Source organism: Streptomyces sp. NPDC027189 (assembly GCF_055566975.1).
The window spans coordinates 156,298-169,363 of record NZ_JBVHRI010000002.1; the positions used below are offsets into that span (position 1 = coordinate 156,298).

At 70.1% G+C, this 13,066-nt stretch carries 14 protein-coding genes; 6 read left to right on the forward strand and 8 right to left on the reverse strand.

Going from position 1 to position 13,066, the window contains the following annotated elements:
• Positions 1 to 54: 54 nt before the first annotated feature.
• The 4 genes from ACZ4RZ_RS05275 to ACZ4RZ_RS05290 form a co-directional block, all read right to left on the reverse strand.
• Positions 55 to 852 carry an oxygenase MpaB family protein gene (locus tag ACZ4RZ_RS05275; RefSeq protein ID WP_467743058.1) on the reverse strand — a complete coding sequence of 266 codons (798 nt, stop codon included), beginning with the start codon at positions 850 to 852 and terminating at the stop codon, positions 55 to 57.
• A 69-nt stretch (positions 853 to 921) separates the two neighbouring features.
• On the reverse strand, positions 922 to 2,100 hold the full coding sequence (locus tag ACZ4RZ_RS05280; RefSeq protein WP_467742207.1) for an acyl-CoA dehydrogenase family protein: 1,179 nt from the start codon (positions 2,098 to 2,100) through the stop codon (positions 922 to 924).
• Positions 2,101 to 2,217: 117 nt separating this feature from the next.
• Complete coding sequence (locus ACZ4RZ_RS05285; RefSeq protein ID WP_467742209.1) at positions 2,218 to 2,619, reverse strand: four-helix bundle copper-binding protein; 402 nt, start codon at positions 2,617 to 2,619, stop codon at positions 2,218 to 2,220.
• 57 nt (positions 2,620 to 2,676) lie between these two features.
• Positions 2,677 to 3,078 carry a nuclear transport factor 2 family protein gene (locus tag ACZ4RZ_RS05290; protein ID WP_467742211.1) on the reverse strand — a complete coding sequence of 134 codons (402 nt, stop codon included), beginning with the start codon at positions 3,076 to 3,078 and terminating at the stop codon, positions 2,677 to 2,679.
• Positions 3,079 to 3,160: 82 nt separating this feature from the next.
• Between ACZ4RZ_RS05290 and ACZ4RZ_RS05295 the strand changes: the two genes are divergently transcribed.
• From ACZ4RZ_RS05295 to ACZ4RZ_RS05305, 3 genes are all read left to right on the forward strand, one after another.
• On the forward strand, positions 3,161 to 3,724 hold the full coding sequence (locus ACZ4RZ_RS05295; protein WP_467742213.1) for a PadR family transcriptional regulator: 564 nt from the start codon (positions 3,161 to 3,163) through the stop codon (positions 3,722 to 3,724).
• A 255-nt stretch (positions 3,725 to 3,979) separates the two neighbouring features.
• Positions 3,980 to 4,675 carry a type 1 glutamine amidotransferase domain-containing protein gene (locus tag ACZ4RZ_RS05300; RefSeq protein ID WP_467742215.1) on the forward strand — a complete coding sequence of 232 codons (696 nt, stop codon included), beginning with the start codon at positions 3,980 to 3,982 and terminating at the stop codon, positions 4,673 to 4,675.
• Positions 4,676 to 4,680: 5 nt separating this feature from the next.
• Positions 4,681 to 5,238, forward strand: a complete 558-nt coding sequence (locus tag ACZ4RZ_RS05305; RefSeq protein ID WP_467742217.1) for a TetR/AcrR family transcriptional regulator — start codon at positions 4,681 to 4,683, stop codon at positions 5,236 to 5,238.
• On the opposite strand, the gene ACZ4RZ_RS05310 is transcribed toward ACZ4RZ_RS05305, so the two are convergent.
• Both ACZ4RZ_RS05310 and ACZ4RZ_RS05315 read right to left on the reverse strand, forming a co-directional pair.
• Positions 5,235 to 5,387: a hypothetical protein gene (locus tag ACZ4RZ_RS05310; RefSeq protein ID WP_467742219.1), complete on the reverse strand. Its 153-nt coding sequence runs from the start codon at positions 5,385 to 5,387 to the stop codon at positions 5,235 to 5,237. The two genes, ACZ4RZ_RS05305 and ACZ4RZ_RS05310, sit on opposite strands and share 4 nt — an antisense overlap.
• Positions 5,388 to 5,415: 28 nt before the next feature.
• A complete protein-coding gene (locus ACZ4RZ_RS05315; RefSeq protein WP_467742221.1) occupies positions 5,416 to 6,471 on the reverse strand; it encodes a LacI family DNA-binding transcriptional regulator in 1,056 nt (351 codons plus the stop codon).
• 111 nt (positions 6,472 to 6,582) lie between these two features.
• Between ACZ4RZ_RS05315 and ACZ4RZ_RS05320 the strand changes: the two genes are divergently transcribed.
• The 3 genes from ACZ4RZ_RS05320 to ACZ4RZ_RS05330 all read left to right on the forward strand — a co-directional run bounded on the left by ACZ4RZ_RS05320 (position 6,583) and on the right by ACZ4RZ_RS05330 (position 10,599).
• Positions 6,583 to 7,737: a Gfo/Idh/MocA family protein gene (locus ACZ4RZ_RS05320; protein ID WP_467742223.1), complete on the forward strand. Its 1,155-nt coding sequence runs from the start codon at positions 6,583 to 6,585 to the stop codon at positions 7,735 to 7,737.
• 79 nt (positions 7,738 to 7,816) lie between these two features.
• Complete coding sequence (locus ACZ4RZ_RS05325) at positions 7,817 to 8,938, forward strand: NADAR family protein (RefSeq protein WP_467742225.1); 1,122 nt, start codon at positions 7,817 to 7,819, stop codon at positions 8,936 to 8,938.
• 203 nt (positions 8,939 to 9,141) lie between these two features.
• Positions 9,142 to 10,599: an alginate lyase family protein gene (locus ACZ4RZ_RS05330; RefSeq protein WP_467743060.1), complete on the forward strand. Its 1,458-nt coding sequence runs from the start codon at positions 9,142 to 9,144 to the stop codon at positions 10,597 to 10,599.
• A gap of 58 nt (positions 10,600 to 10,657) precedes the next feature.
• Here ACZ4RZ_RS05330 and ACZ4RZ_RS05335 read toward each other — a convergent pair whose 3' ends face one another.
• Together ACZ4RZ_RS05335 and ACZ4RZ_RS05340 are read right to left on the reverse strand one after the other, a co-directional pair.
• A complete protein-coding gene (locus tag ACZ4RZ_RS05335; protein WP_467742227.1) occupies positions 10,658 to 11,458 on the reverse strand; it encodes a GntR family transcriptional regulator in 801 nt (266 codons plus the stop codon).
• A gap of 92 nt (positions 11,459 to 11,550) precedes the next feature.
• Positions 11,551 to 13,044, reverse strand: coding sequence for a CoA-acylating methylmalonate-semialdehyde dehydrogenase (locus tag ACZ4RZ_RS05340; RefSeq protein ID WP_467742229.1), 1,494 nt, complete (start codon positions 13,042 to 13,044; stop codon positions 11,551 to 11,553).
• Between the last annotated feature and the right edge of the window lie 22 nt (positions 13,045 to 13,066).

Consider the following 13,066-nt stretch of genomic DNA (forward strand, 5'->3'; position numbering starts at 1 on the left):
GCCCCCGTCGCTGCTCAGCCCCGCGCCCTCCCCCGGCCCGTCCAGTATGGCGACCTATCTGCCGACTTTGTATGGCGCAGGCCGCGAGCCGGGGCCGAGCCGTGACATGGCGCGCACAATGTGTTTGGGCGGGAGTTGCCAGCGCAGACGTGCGGGAATACAGCGCAGCAAGGTGCCCGTGACATGCAGGCGCCGAGTCACCGCGGCCGGCGGCGGGGCCGCCCTGCCGTACAACTCGTGGGCGTACGGCGGCAGAGAGGCGTACGCCAGACGCGCCACGCGCCGCCACAGCAGTGCGCGCGCCGGGACGAGCAATGGGTGGGTCGGCGGACGCACCAGGAAGTCGTCCACCTCCCGCGCCTCGGCCCCCGCCGCCAGTTCCGGCAGCACCTTCTCGAAGTAGGCCGCCAACTCCGCCCGATTCGCCGGTACTTCGGCGGGGTCGAGGCCCACCAGCCGGGCGCTGACACGGTGTTCACCGATGTAGCGGTCGGCCTGCGCGTCCGTGAGACGGAACCCTGACCGGCGCAGGACGTGCAGATAGGAGTCGATCTCCGCGCAGTGCACCCACAGCAGCAGCTCGGGTTCGTCGATCCGGTACCGCTCCCCGGTGTCCGGGTCGGTGGCCTTGAGCATCGTGTGGATCTTCCGCACCCGCGCACCCGCCTTCTCGGCGGCTTCGCCGGTGCCGTACGTCGTCGTCCCGACGAAGTTCGCGGTCCGCATCAGCCGGCCCCAGGCGTCGCGCCGGAAGTCCGAGTTCTGCATGACTCCGCGCACCGTGCGCGGGTGCAGGGCCTGGAGATAGAGCGCGCGGATCCCGGCGACCCACATCATCGGGTCGCCGTGCATCTGCCAGGTCACCGAGGAGGGCCCGAAGAGCCCCGGGTCACCCGTCTGAAAGGCCTCCACACCAGCAGGCTAGCGCCGGACCCGCGGCATCCCCAGACCGATCCACGAGATGATTTCGCGCTGGATCTCGTTGTTTCCGCCACCGAATGTGAAGATCACCGCCGATCGGTAGCCGCGTTCCAGTTCGCCGTGCAGGACCGCGCCGGCGGATCCCTCCTTCAGGACGCCGGGTGCGGCGACGACTTCCATCAGCCAGGCGTAGGCGTCGCGGCGCGCCTCGGAGCCGTACACCTTGACGGCGGAGGCGTCCTGCGGGGTGAGGGTGCCTTCCTGGACGGCGTTCACCATCTGCCAGTTGAGGAGCTTCATGGCGTCGAGCCTGGTGTGGGTCTGGGCCAGGCGGCGGCGCACCCACGGGAGGTCGATGACGCGGCGGCCGTCGGCGAGCTTGGTCTCCATGGCCCAGCGCTGGACGTCGTGCAGGGCGCGGATCGCCATGGTGCCGTGGGCGGCGAGCGTGACGCGTTCGTGGTTGAGCTGGTTGGTGATCAGCCGCCAGCCCTTGTTCTCCTCGCCGACGCGCCTCGACACCGGGACGCGGATGTTCTCGTAGTAGCTGGCGGTGGTGTCGTGCGAGGCGAGGGTATTGATGATCGTGCACGAGTAGCCGGGGTCGGAGGTCGGCACCAGGAGCATGGTGATGCCCTTGTGGGGCGGGGCGTCCGGGTCGGTGCGCACGGCGAGCCACACCCAGTCGGCGGTGTCGCCGTTCGTCGTCCAGATCTTCTGCCCGTTCACGACGTACTCGTCGCCGTCCCGTACCGCCTTGGTCTTGAGCGCCGCCAGGTCCGTGCCCGCGTCGGGCTCGCTGTAGCCGATCGCGAAGTCGATCTCGCCGGAGAGGATCTTCGGCAGGAAGTACGCCTTCTGCTCCTCCGTGCCGAACTGCATGATCGTGGGACCCACGGTGTTCAGCGCCATCAGCGGCAGCGGCACCCCCGCCTGGGCCGCCTCGTCGAAGAAGATGAACTGCTCCATGGGGCTCAGCCCGCGCCCGCCGTACTCCTTGGGCCAGCCCACGCCGAGCCAGCCGTCGCCGCCGAGGCGGCGGATGGTCTCCCGGTAGAAGCGCTTCTGCGCGGCCGGGTCCGCGTAGCGGGCGTAGGCGTTGTCCGGCACCAACCGGGCGAAGTAGCCGCGTAGTTCGGTGCGCAACCGCTGCTGCTCCGGCGTGTATTCGAGATGCACGGCGCCTCCTGGCTTCCCAAGGCCGACCTGACGGCGCACACCGTAGAACGTGTTTCAGAAATTGGGAATGGCGATGCGCGTTCCACGACCGGGACCGGACTTCCCCGCACACTCTCCTCAGCGCAGGGTGGCGAGGAAATCCGTGCACGCCTGGGCGCATTCGCGGCAGGCTTTCGCTCCGTCCTCCGCGCCGGCGTACCCGTCGAAGGCCTGCGCGCACTCCAGGCAGACGGTGCGGCACCACTCCACTTGAGCGCGGATGCCGTTCTCGTCCTGGTGGATCTGTTCGGACAGTACGAGGCAGGTCGCGTCGCACACCTCCGCGCACATGACGCCCTTGCGGCGCAGGAGTTCATGTTCCCGCGGCCCGTCCGGATCCATGACGCTCGCGCGCAGGGCGCACGCCCGCGCGCACTCGGTACAGGCCTGGGCACAGGCGAAGCGGTCCTCCAGGAACCGGATGGACTCCCGCTCGGATTGCCGGTGTCGCTGGGATTGCTGAGATGTCGTCGATGTCACAAGGCGCGAGTAGCCGGGGGGAATCGCGTCAAACCCGGAGCGCCACAGGGGCGTTGCCTACGCGCCCGACGCCTCCCCCACCTCTCGCGAGATCCGCTCGAACTGCGCCCCCATCGCCTCGGAGAGCGCCTTGGCGGCCGTCAGCGGACGGACCATGACCATGAAGTCGTCGATCCTGCCGTCCTCGTCGAAGTGCAGGAAGTCGCAGCCATTGATCTCCTTGTCGCCCACCTTCGCCTCGAAGAGCAGCGCGTGGTCCCTGCCGTCGGCACCGGCGATCTCACGGACGTACCGGAAGTCGGTGAAGACGCGGGAGACACCGCGCAGGATGGCCGCGGTGATCGCCTTGCCCGGGTAGGGCTTGAAGGCGACGGGGCTGGTGAACACGACGTCGTCGGCCAGCATCTCCTCGATCGCGCCGAAGTCGCCCGCCTCCACGGCCTTGCGGAAGGAATGCATCACGCCCACCTCTTATACTCAACTAATTGATTAGGTGCGGATCAGATTAGTCGCGGGGGTGTGTGCCGTCTAGCCTTGGGTCATGGCATTGCGCAACGCGGTCCTGGCCGCGCTTCTGGAGGGCGAGGCATCGGGGTACGACCTGGCCAAGGGGTTCGACGCGTCGGTGGCCAACTTCTGGATGGCGACTCCGCAGCAGTTGTATCGCGAGCTGGACCGGATGGAGTCCGAGGGGCTCATCGAGGCCCGGCTCGTCCAACAGGAACGCCGGCCGAACAAGCGGGTGTTCTCGCTGACGGAGGCGGGTCACGACACCCTGCGCGCGTTCACCGCCGAGCCGTCGAAACCCACGGCCATCCGCGATGAGTTGATGGTCAAGGTCTACGCCGTCGACGAGGGGGACGAGGAGGCCGTACGGGCGGCGATCACCGAGCGACTGGAGTGGGCTCGCGGCAAGCTGGCCCACTACGACCGGATCCGCGCCCGGCTCCTCGACGGGCGCACCGAGGACGAGTACCTGGCCGCGACCGAGCGCGTCGGCCCGTATCTCACGCTGATGGGGGGCCGCGCCTACGAGCGGGAGAACATCCGTTGGGCCGAGCGGGCTCTGCGGATCCTGGAGCAGCGCGCCTCAGTACCGCGATAGTTCCGCCCCCTCCTTGGGCGTCGCTCTCCTGTTCCCGAGTGTTCCCGGGCGAGCCATTGGAAGTCCTATACCTGCAAACGGCTTCCCTATTGGTCACCTATGTCCGGCCCGCATACCGTCGAGGACATCGCCGCCCTGACGATCTGTGCGCGGAGCGTCAGGGCGTTCGACGGCTCGCGCCAGTTTCACGACGGCGTACGGCCAAGCCCCCTCCCCCCAGGTCCGTCAGGGCCCGCACCCTCGGAGAGACACACCATGTCGAAGATCCTTTTCGTGATGACCGGCGTCGACTACTGGACGCTCGCCGACGGCACCCGGCACCCGACCGGCTTCTGGGCCGAGGAGGCCGTCGCCCCGCACGAGGCCTTCAAGGCCGCCGGCCACGAGGTCGTCGTCGCCACGCCGGGCGGCGTCGTGCCGACCGTGGACAGGGGCAGCCTGGCGCCCGAGGTGAACGGCGGTCAGGAAAGCGCCGACCGGGTCGCGAACGCCCTCGCCTCGATGGTCGAACTCCAGCAGCCGATCAAGCTGGAGGACGTGGACCTGGACGACTACGCGGCCGTCTTTTACCCCGGCGGCCACGGTCCCATGGAGGACCTCGCGGTCAACGCCGACTCCGGCCGGCTCCTCACCCTCGCACTCGACTCGGGTAAGCCGCTCGGCGTGGTGTGCCACGCCCCGGCCGCGCTGCTCGCCGCCACCCGTGAAGACGGTGGCAACGCCTTCGCGGGTTACCGGGTCTCCGCCTTCACCAACGCCGAGGAGACGCAGGCGGGTCTCGCCGACAAGGCCAAGTGGCTGCTCCAGGACCGGCTGGTCGAGGCGGGTGTCGACTTCCAGGAGGGTGAGCCGTGGGCCCCCAAGGTGGTCGTCGACCGCAACCTGGTCACCGGCCAGAACCCGTCCTCCTCCGCCCCGCTCGCGGCCGAGCTGCTCAAGAAGCTGGGCTGACCCCCATGGCCGCCGACCGGCTCGACGAGGTCCTCGACGCCGCCTACGACTGCCTCACCCGGTACGGCGTACGGCGCACGACGATGGACGACATCGCCTCCGCCATGGGCGTGTCCCGGTCAGCGGTCTACCAGTACGTCCGCAGCAAGGACGACACCTTCCGCCGCCTCGCCGGACGCCTGCACGAGCGGGCGCTCGGCCGGGCCCGGGAGGCGGCGGCCGATCGCGGCGCCCCGCACGCCGAGCGCGTCCGGGGCGTTCTGGCCGCCAAGCTGGACCTGGTGAACGAGCTGGCCGGAGACTCCCCGCACACGGCCGAACTCCTCGACGAGAAGGCCCGGTTGTTCGGCGACATCTGCCACACCTTCACCGGCGACCTGCGCCGCCTCCTGATCGCTCTCTTCGCCGAGGCGGGCTCCCCGGCCGGCGTCGAGCCCGCGGAGGCCGCCGACATCTGCCTGGCCCTGGTCGTCGGCCTGGAGGCCGCGCCCGACGGCAGGCATTTGCTCGCCCCGGCGACGGACGCGCTGCTGACCGGGTTGCTGGGCCCCGCCTCGATCTAACCGTGTCCGACTCGGTCCGGTTCGATCCAGGACGGGATCAGTTCCGCGGTGCGGCCGTGGCGGACCAGCCTGCCGTCCTCCACCAGGTGCACGGTGTCGGTGTGGGCGGCGATCAGATGGAATTCGTGGCTGACCGGCGCGACGGCCATGTCCCGTTCGGCGCACAGGCGTTGGAGTTCAATCGGTGTCCCTCACCGCCCGCGCCACCGCCGTTCCGGCAGCGGCCCCGGCCTGACCGCGCGGTGGCGCCGTCGTCCCGCGGACTTCCAGGGCCGGGGCAGTGAGGACGACCTCGCCCGGGCGGGCGGGATCGTCGATCCGGTCGAGCAGACGCTGCGCGGCGCGGCGACCGACGTCGTGGCTGGCGTTGTCCACGGTGGTGAGCCACAAGTGCCGCAGACGTGAGAGGTACGTGTTGTCGTAGCCCACGAGGGAGAGATCGCGCGGCACCTGGAGACCGAGTTCCTCGGCGGCCGACAGGGCGCCCACACAGGCGATGTCGTTGAACGCGAGGACGGCGGTGGGCCGTTCCGGGGCGCTGAGCAGCCGGACCGTGGCCCGGTAGCCGCCTTCCTCGGTCAGGTCGCCCTGCTCCACGATCGCCGCCTCGGCCAGTCCGTGCTCGCGCATGACCGCCTCGAAGCTGCGGCGGCGCAGCTCACCGACCATGCCCTGGCCCGCGATGTGGGCGATGCGCCGGTGACCGAGGCCGATCAGGTGCTCGGTGGCGAGACGCGCGCCGTGCTCGTCGTCGCCCGCGACGATGTCCACGCCGGGCAGCACGGGCTCCCGGGCGCCCGCGACAACGGTGGGAATCCGCCCGGCCGCCGTACGCAGCGCCTCGGAGACCGGCAGCGTGCCGACGGCGATAAGCCCGTCGACCCCCAGGTCCATGAAGGTACGGGTGAGGTCTTCGCCGAGGCGCCGGTTGAGGTGGCCGTCGGCGAGCAGCATGTGCAGACCGGAGTCGTGCAGCCGGGAGTTGAGGCCGCCGAGCAGCTCCACGAACCAGGGGTTGCGCATGTCGTTGAGGAGCACCCCGACCGTGCGGGTGCGCCGCTCGCTGAGGCTGCGCGCGGCGGCGTTGGGCCGGTAGCCGAGCTCCTCGACGGCGGCCAGCACGGCCTGTCGCTTCTCGTCACGGACCTGGTCGGAGCCGCGCAGCACGAGGGAGACCAGCGACTTCGACACTCCGGCCCGTTCGGCGACGTCGCGAATTGTCGGTGCTCTCATGCTCTGGACCGTTCCATATGGTCGGCGAGCTTGTCAAAGCCCTTGACACCACCCACAACGGCGTTCAAGGTGAGGCCGAGAAGTAGTTGGACCGGTCCAAAAGGGGAAGTCATGGTGCGTACGCTCGGCGTTGCCGTCGTGGGGTTCGGCTGGATGGGACGGGTGCACACTCAGGCGTATGCCCGCCTGCCGTACCACTTCCCGCAGCTGTCCCTGCGGCCCGAACTGATCGCCGTCGCCGACGAGGTGCCCGGCCGCGCCGAGGAGGCCGCGGGCCAGTACGGCTTCGCCACCGCGGCCCGCGACTGGCGTGAGGTCGCCGCCGACCCCCGGGTCCAGGCGGTGAGCATCGCGGCGCCGAACTTCCTGCACCGCGAGATCGGCACCGCCATGGCCGAGGCGGGCAAGCACATCTGGATCGAGAAACCGGTGGGCCTGACCGCCGAGGACGCCCGCGCGGTGTCGGACGCGGTGGCCAAAGCCGGGGTCCAGGGCACGGTCGGCTTCAACTACCGGGGCGCGCCCGCCGTCGCCGCCGCCCGCGAACTGATCGCCTCCGGCGAGCTCGGCACCGTCACCCATGTCCGCATCCGGCTGTTCAGCGACTACGCGGCGCATCCGGAGGGCGCCCTGACCTGGCGCTACGAGCGGGAGCGGGGCGGCAGCGGAGTCCTGGGCGACCTGGCCTCGCACGGCGTCGATCTGGCGCGCTTCCTGCTCGGTGAGATCGAGGCGCTCACCGCGGACACCGCGATCTTCCTGCCGGAGCGGGCCCGCCCGACGGGCGCGACCGCCGGCCACACGCGCGCGGCGGGCGGTGAGCTGGGCCCGGTGGAGAACGAGGACTACGTCAACTGCCTGCTGCGTTTCGCCTCCGGCGCGCGGGGCGTCCTGGAGGCCTGCCGTGTCTCCGTCGGCGAGCAGAACAACTACGGCTTCGAGGTGCACGGCACGAAGGGTGCGGCGTTCTGGGACTTCCGGCGGATGGGCGAACTGGGGGTCAGCCGGGGTACGTCGTACCAGGACCAGCCGGTCAGCACCGTGTACGTCGGCCCGGGGGACGGCAAGTACGCCGCGTTCCAGCCGGGCTCGGCGAACGCCATGGGCTACGACGACCTCAAGGTCATCGAGGCGCACCATTTCCTGCGCTCCATTGCTGACAACACTCCGTATGGCGCGACGCTGGTTGACGCGGTTCACAGCGCGGCGGCGCTGGATGCCATGTCACGCTCCGCCGAGCTGGGAACGTGGGTTTCACCGAGCTGAGCGACGCGGACGGATCGGAGCAACGGACCCGGGCGGAAAATACACTTCACGCGGTCGAGGGGTCCGTCACAATGTCGCGATGATCGGCAATCGGATCACCTACCGCATGGCGGACGGCATACGCGTACCCGGAACCTGGCGGCACGCCTTCATCCGCAATGGCGACTACTTCCTGACCGACTTGTTCATCTACGCGGACGGACTCATCAACTGCTGGGGCCTGGTCACCCTCGAGGAGTTCGAGGAGAAGCTGCGCAGCGGCTGGGTCGCCACCGAACTCCCGGACGGCGCCATGGCGTCCAGCCATGAGCTGGCCGCCTGGAAATTCAGCGAGCCGCGCATCTGGCACACCCCTGAGCTGCTGCTCGCCGAGGTGCGCGACACCATCGACCAGCTGAACGGCCGCCCGGATTCGACGGAGCGGTGCCTGGCCGCCGTTGACGCGTTCCTCGCCGACCGGACCGAGGAAAAGCGGGCCGATGCCCACGCCGCCTATCTCGCCATCCCCGAGACGCAGCGCCGCTACGCGCTCGGCGACATGGACCGCAAGGACTGGCCGCTTCGGGTCCTGGTCGCCGGACCTGGCGGGCGCATGGAGGCCCGACCGGACGAAGCGGTCACGCAGAAGGCGTACGACGACGCTGTGGCCTACTTCGAGGACCGGGCGAAGTGGATCGCCGAACGGCCCTCACGGATCCCGGCGGATGGACCTGCGACTCCTGTCGCCCCCGCGATCCACCTCTATCAGAGCTACCCGCTGGAGCCGTCCGACGATCCGGGCACGAAAGCTCTTCGCAACGGCTACCCGGCACCCATCCACCTCGACGGCGTCACTTACGCCTCCGTCGCCCACGCGTACTGGACCCTCTCGGCCGCCGACCCCGAAGCCCGGGCCGCGATCACCGGAGCGGACAGCCTGTTCGCCGCGCAGAAGCTGGCCGTCGGCGCCCGCCGACGCGACGGCTGGGAGCAAGCCCGAACGGCTGTGATGGCCGGCCTGCTGCGGGCCAAGTACACCCAGCACCCGGCCCTGGCCGAGATTCTCCTGGCCACGGACGACGCGACGCTCGTCTACGACCACGTCGACTCCGACTTCTGGGGCGACAACGGCGGCCGCGGCCGGAACTGGATCGGTCGCCTACTGGAACTCATCCGTTCCGAACTGCACGCCGAGCGCGCAGGCGTTCGGGTGTGCCGCTGACGCGCCCCTGAAGCCGAAGCATCATGAGCGTGGCTTCACGGATCGTGCCGAGGATGCTCAGGAATGTCCTCGTCGGGCCAGTATGTGGTGCCCAACCTTTTTGTTATCGGCCGAGTTCCTCGACGTCTCCTGTGCGTAGGCATCCCCACGCACCCGACCGTTAAGGAACCAAGTCAGTGACAGCACAGATCAGTCGCCGGAACATGCTGAAGATCGCCGGCGCGGCCGCGGGCGCCGCCGGAGTCGGCACTGCCGTCACGGCGGCGCCGGCGTCGGCGGCGGGCGGTGGCTTCGCACATCCCGGGATGCTGCACACCCGGGGCGATCTGGCCCGCATGGCGGCCAAGGTGAGGGCGGAGGCGCAGCCCTACACGGCGGGCTTCGCCAAGTTGACGGCCAACCGGCATGCGCAGAGCACTTGGACGGCCAACCCCCAGGCGACCGTCTACCGCGGCTCGGGCACGCCCGAGAACTACGTCACGCTCTACAACGACATCCACGCCGCCTACCAGAACGCCCTGCGCTGGCACATCACCGGGGACACCGCGCACGCCGACACCGCCCGCGACATCCTCAACGCCTGGTCGGCCAAGCTGACCAAACTCGACGGCAGCGCCGACCGGTTCCTCGCCTCGGGCCTCTACGGCTACCAGTTCGCCAACGCCGCCGAGCTCGTCCGCGACCACGACGGCTTCGAACTGGCCCGCTTCCAGAAGATGATGCTCAACGTCTTCCACCCGCTGAGCGAGGACTTCCTGGCGAACCACAACGGCGCCTACAGCACCAACTACTGGGCCAACTGGGACCTGACGAACATCGCCTCCGTCCTCGCCATCGGCATCCTGTGCGACGACCGCGCCAAGGTCGACCGGGCCGTCGCGTACTTCAAGCACGGCGCAGGAATGGGCTCCATCAAGAACGCCATCCCGGTCGTGTACGCCGACGGCCTCGCCGAGTGGGCCGAGGCCGGCCGCGACCAGGGCCATGCCCTGCTGGGCGTAGGCCTGATGGGCACCATCTGCGAGATGGCCTGGAACCAGGGCATCGACCTGTACGGCTACGACGACAGCCGCTTCCTCAAGGGCGCCCAGTACGTGGCCAAGTGGAGCATGGGCGCGGACGTGCCCTACACGCCGTACACCCGGAGGAAGGGCGCGCCCGGCATCTGGTCGGGCACGGAGACCGCGTCCGCGGCGGCGGCCGTCGACCCGGCCATGGCCCGGCCGATCTGGGCCATGATCGCCAACCACTACACCAAGCGCCGGGGACTCAACGCGCAGTACCTCACGCGGATCGCGGCCCGGTTCTCGCCCGAGGGCGGCGGCGGGGACTACGGCCCCAACAGCGGCGGCTACGACCAGCTCGGCTTCGGTACCCTGGCGTTCACCCGCGCCCGGGCCACCGCGGCCGAGGCGACGGCGTCGCCGACACCGTCCACCGCCGCATCCGGCGCACCGCACTCCACCGCCGGCTCCACCGAGCCGGGCGCCGCCACCCCCTCCTCCGGAGCGAGCCCGCTCGGCGGGAAGAGCGGCGACCTGGCTGCCACCGGCTCCTCCGACCTCCCCGCCTGGACCGCCGCCACCGGAGTCGCCGCCCTCGCGGGCGGCCTGCTCCTGCTGCGCCGCCGCGGCCGGGCCCGTCGCGACGCCGAGCAGTGACGAGCGGTCCGGTACCGGGCGTACGACTGGACAAGTGCACGACTGTGCACCCAGCGCCTTACGAGCGGACGAGCAGCTGGAACTCGAAGGCGTACCGCGAGGCGCGGTAGATGTGGGTGCCGTACTCGACCGCGCGGCCGGTGTCGTCGTAGGCCGTGCGCCGCATGGTGAGCAGCGCGGCGCCCGCGGGTTCGTGCAGCCGCTCGGCCTCCTCCGGTGTGGCGGAGCGGGCTCCCACGGACTGGCGGGCGCTGTGCAGGGTGATGCCGGCGGCGCGCATCATGCGGTACAGGCCGGTCGACTCCAGCCGGACGGTGTCGACGTCCAGCAGTCCCTCCGGGATGTAGTTGCACAGGGCCGCGACGGGCTGACCATGGGTGAGGCGCAGTCGGTCCACGCGGTGCACGCCGCTGCCCTCGGCGATGCCCAGGGCGGCCGCGACCTCCGGGGAGGCCGGCTCGACCTCGTTGTGGAGCACCTGGGTCGTGGGGCTCTGTCCGGCGGTCTCCAAGTCGTCGTAGAGGCTGCTCAGTTCCAGTGGGCGCTTGACCTGGCTGTGCACCACCTGGGTGCCCACACCGCGGCGGCGGACCAGGAGCCCCTTGTCGACCAGGGTCTGGATGGCCTGGCGGACGGTGGGGCGGGACAGGCCGAGCCGTCCCGCCAGCTCGACCTCGTTGCCGAGCAGGCTCCCGGGGCTGAGCACGTCGCGCTGGATCGCGGACTCCAGCTGTTGCGCGAGCTGGTAGTAGAGCGGGACGGGGCTGCTCCGGTCGAGCGCGAAGTCGATGCCGGCGAGCGTGGCGGCGGCGCTCGCTCGGGTGGATCCGGCGGTCCGGTGAGGGGAAACCCTTGCCATCGCATCGTCCTGACGTTCGATCCTGAAGGCGGCCGGTGCGGAAGGCTGCGGGTCCGTTCCCGCACCGGCCGCCGCCTGATGCCGGAAGCGGCTCAGGAGTGGCTGGGGAAGCCGAGGTTGATGCCTGCGTCGGCCGGGTCGGGCCAGCGGGTGGTGATCACCTTGCCCTGGGTGTAGAAGGCGACTCCGTCGTTGCCGTAGATGTGCAGGTCGCCGAAGAGGGAGTCCTTCCAGCCACCGAAGGAGTGGTAGCCGACGGGCACCGGGATCGGCACGTTGATGCCGACCATGCCCGCCTGGACCTCCAGCTGGAAGCGGCGGGCGGCGCCGCCGTCCCGGGTGAAGATCGCGGTGCCGTTGCCCCAACGAGAGCCGTTGATGAGCTTGATGGCGTCGTCGTAGGTTTCGGCGCGCACCACGCACAGCACCGGGCCGAAGATCTCGTCCTGGTACGCGTCCGCTGTCACCGGCACCCTGTCGAGCAGCGATACGCCGAGGAAGAAGCCGTCCTCGTGGCCTTCGACCGCGTAGCCGGTGCCGTCGACGACGACCTCGGCACCCTGGGCCGCCGCGCTCGCCACGTACGAGGCCACCTTGTCGCGGTGCTCGCGGGTGATGAGCGGACCCATCTCGGAGGCGGGGTCGTTGCCCGGACCGATCTTCAGCCCCTTCGCGCGCTCCGCGATCTTGCCGACCAGCTCGTCGCCGGTGTCGCCGACCGCGACCACGACCGACACCGCCATGCACCGCTCACCGGCTGAGCCGTACGCGGCGTTGATGGCCTGGTCGGCGGCGAAGTCCAGGTCGGCGTCGGGCAGGACGAGCATGTGGTTCTTGGCGCCGCCCAGGGCCTGTACGCGCTTGTCGTGCTCGACGCCCTTGAGCTGGATGTACTTGGCGATGGGCGTGGAGCCGACGAAGGAGACCGCGACGACGTCCGGGTGCTCCAGGAGGCGGTCCACGGCGACCTTGTCGCCCTGCACGATGTTCAGCACGCCGTCCGGCAGCCCGGCCTCGGAGGCCAGCTCCGCCAGCCTGAAGGAGGCCGACGGGTCCTTCTCGCTCGGCTTGAGCACGAAGGTGTTGCCGCAGGCGATGGCGAGCGGGAACATCCACATCGGCACCATGGCCGGGAAGTTGAACGGCGTGATTCCGGCGACGACGCCCAGCGGCTGGCGGATCGAGGCGACGTCGACCCGGGTCGAGACCTGCGTGGACAGCTCGCCCTTGAGCTTCTCGGAGATGCCGCAGGCCAGCTCGACGATCTCCATGCCGCGGGCGACCTCGCCGAGCGCGTCGGAGTGGACCTTGCCGTGCTCGGCGGTGATCAGCTCGGCGATCTCGTCGCGGTGGGCGTCCAGCAGTTCGCGGTACTTGAACAGGATCGCGGTGCGCTTGGCGAGCGAGGCGCTCCCCCAGCTCTCGAACGCGGCCTTCGCGGTGGCGACGGCGGTGTCCACCTCGTCGACCGAGGCGAAGCCGACCTGCTTCTCCTGGGCGCCGGTGGCCGGGTTGTAGACCGGAGCGAAGCGCCCGGAGGCGGACTCGACGGGCTTGCCGCCGATCCAGTGGGTGATGGTCTTCATGGTGCGGGGGCCTTTCGTGGGC

Excerpts from the sequence above, each read along its gene's own strand:
- ACZ4RZ_RS05315 (WP_467742221.1), bottom strand. The coding sequence starts at position 6,471 with ATGAGAGCACCGACAATTCGCGACGTCGCCGAACGGGCCGGAGTGTCG.
- ACZ4RZ_RS05300 (WP_467742215.1), top strand. The coding sequence starts at position 3,980 with ATGTCGAAGATCCTTTTCGTGATGACCGGCGTCGACTACTGGACGCTC.
- ACZ4RZ_RS05295 (WP_467742213.1), top strand. The coding sequence starts at position 3,161 with ATGGCATTGCGCAACGCGGTCCTGGCCGCGCTTCTGGAGGGCGAGGCA.
- ACZ4RZ_RS05290 (WP_467742211.1), bottom strand. The coding sequence starts at position 3,078 with ATGCATTCCTTCCGCAAGGCCGTGGAGGCGGGCGACTTCGGCGCGATC.
- ACZ4RZ_RS05330 (WP_467743060.1), top strand. The coding sequence starts at position 9,142 with ATGCTGAAGATCGCCGGCGCGGCCGCGGGCGCCGCCGGAGTCGGCACT.
- ACZ4RZ_RS05320 (WP_467742223.1), top strand. The coding sequence starts at position 6,583 with ATGGTGCGTACGCTCGGCGTTGCCGTCGTGGGGTTCGGCTGGATGGGA.
- ACZ4RZ_RS05305 (WP_467742217.1), top strand. The coding sequence starts at position 4,681 with ATGGCCGCCGACCGGCTCGACGAGGTCCTCGACGCCGCCTACGACTGC.
- ACZ4RZ_RS05275 (WP_467743058.1), bottom strand. The coding sequence starts at position 852 with ATGCACGGCGACCCGATGATGTGGGTCGCCGGGATCCGCGCGCTCTAT.
- ACZ4RZ_RS05310 (WP_467742219.1), bottom strand. The coding sequence starts at position 5,387 with ATGGCCGTCGCGCCGGTCAGCCACGAATTCCATCTGATCGCCGCCCAC.
- ACZ4RZ_RS05335 (WP_467742227.1), bottom strand. The coding sequence starts at position 11,458 with ATGGCAAGGGTTTCCCCTCACCGGACCGCCGGATCCACCCGAGCGAGC.
- ACZ4RZ_RS05340 (WP_467742229.1), bottom strand. The coding sequence starts at position 13,044 with ATGAAGACCATCACCCACTGGATCGGCGGCAAGCCCGTCGAGTCCGCC.
- ACZ4RZ_RS05325 (WP_467742225.1), top strand. The coding sequence starts at position 7,817 with ATGATCGGCAATCGGATCACCTACCGCATGGCGGACGGCATACGCGTA.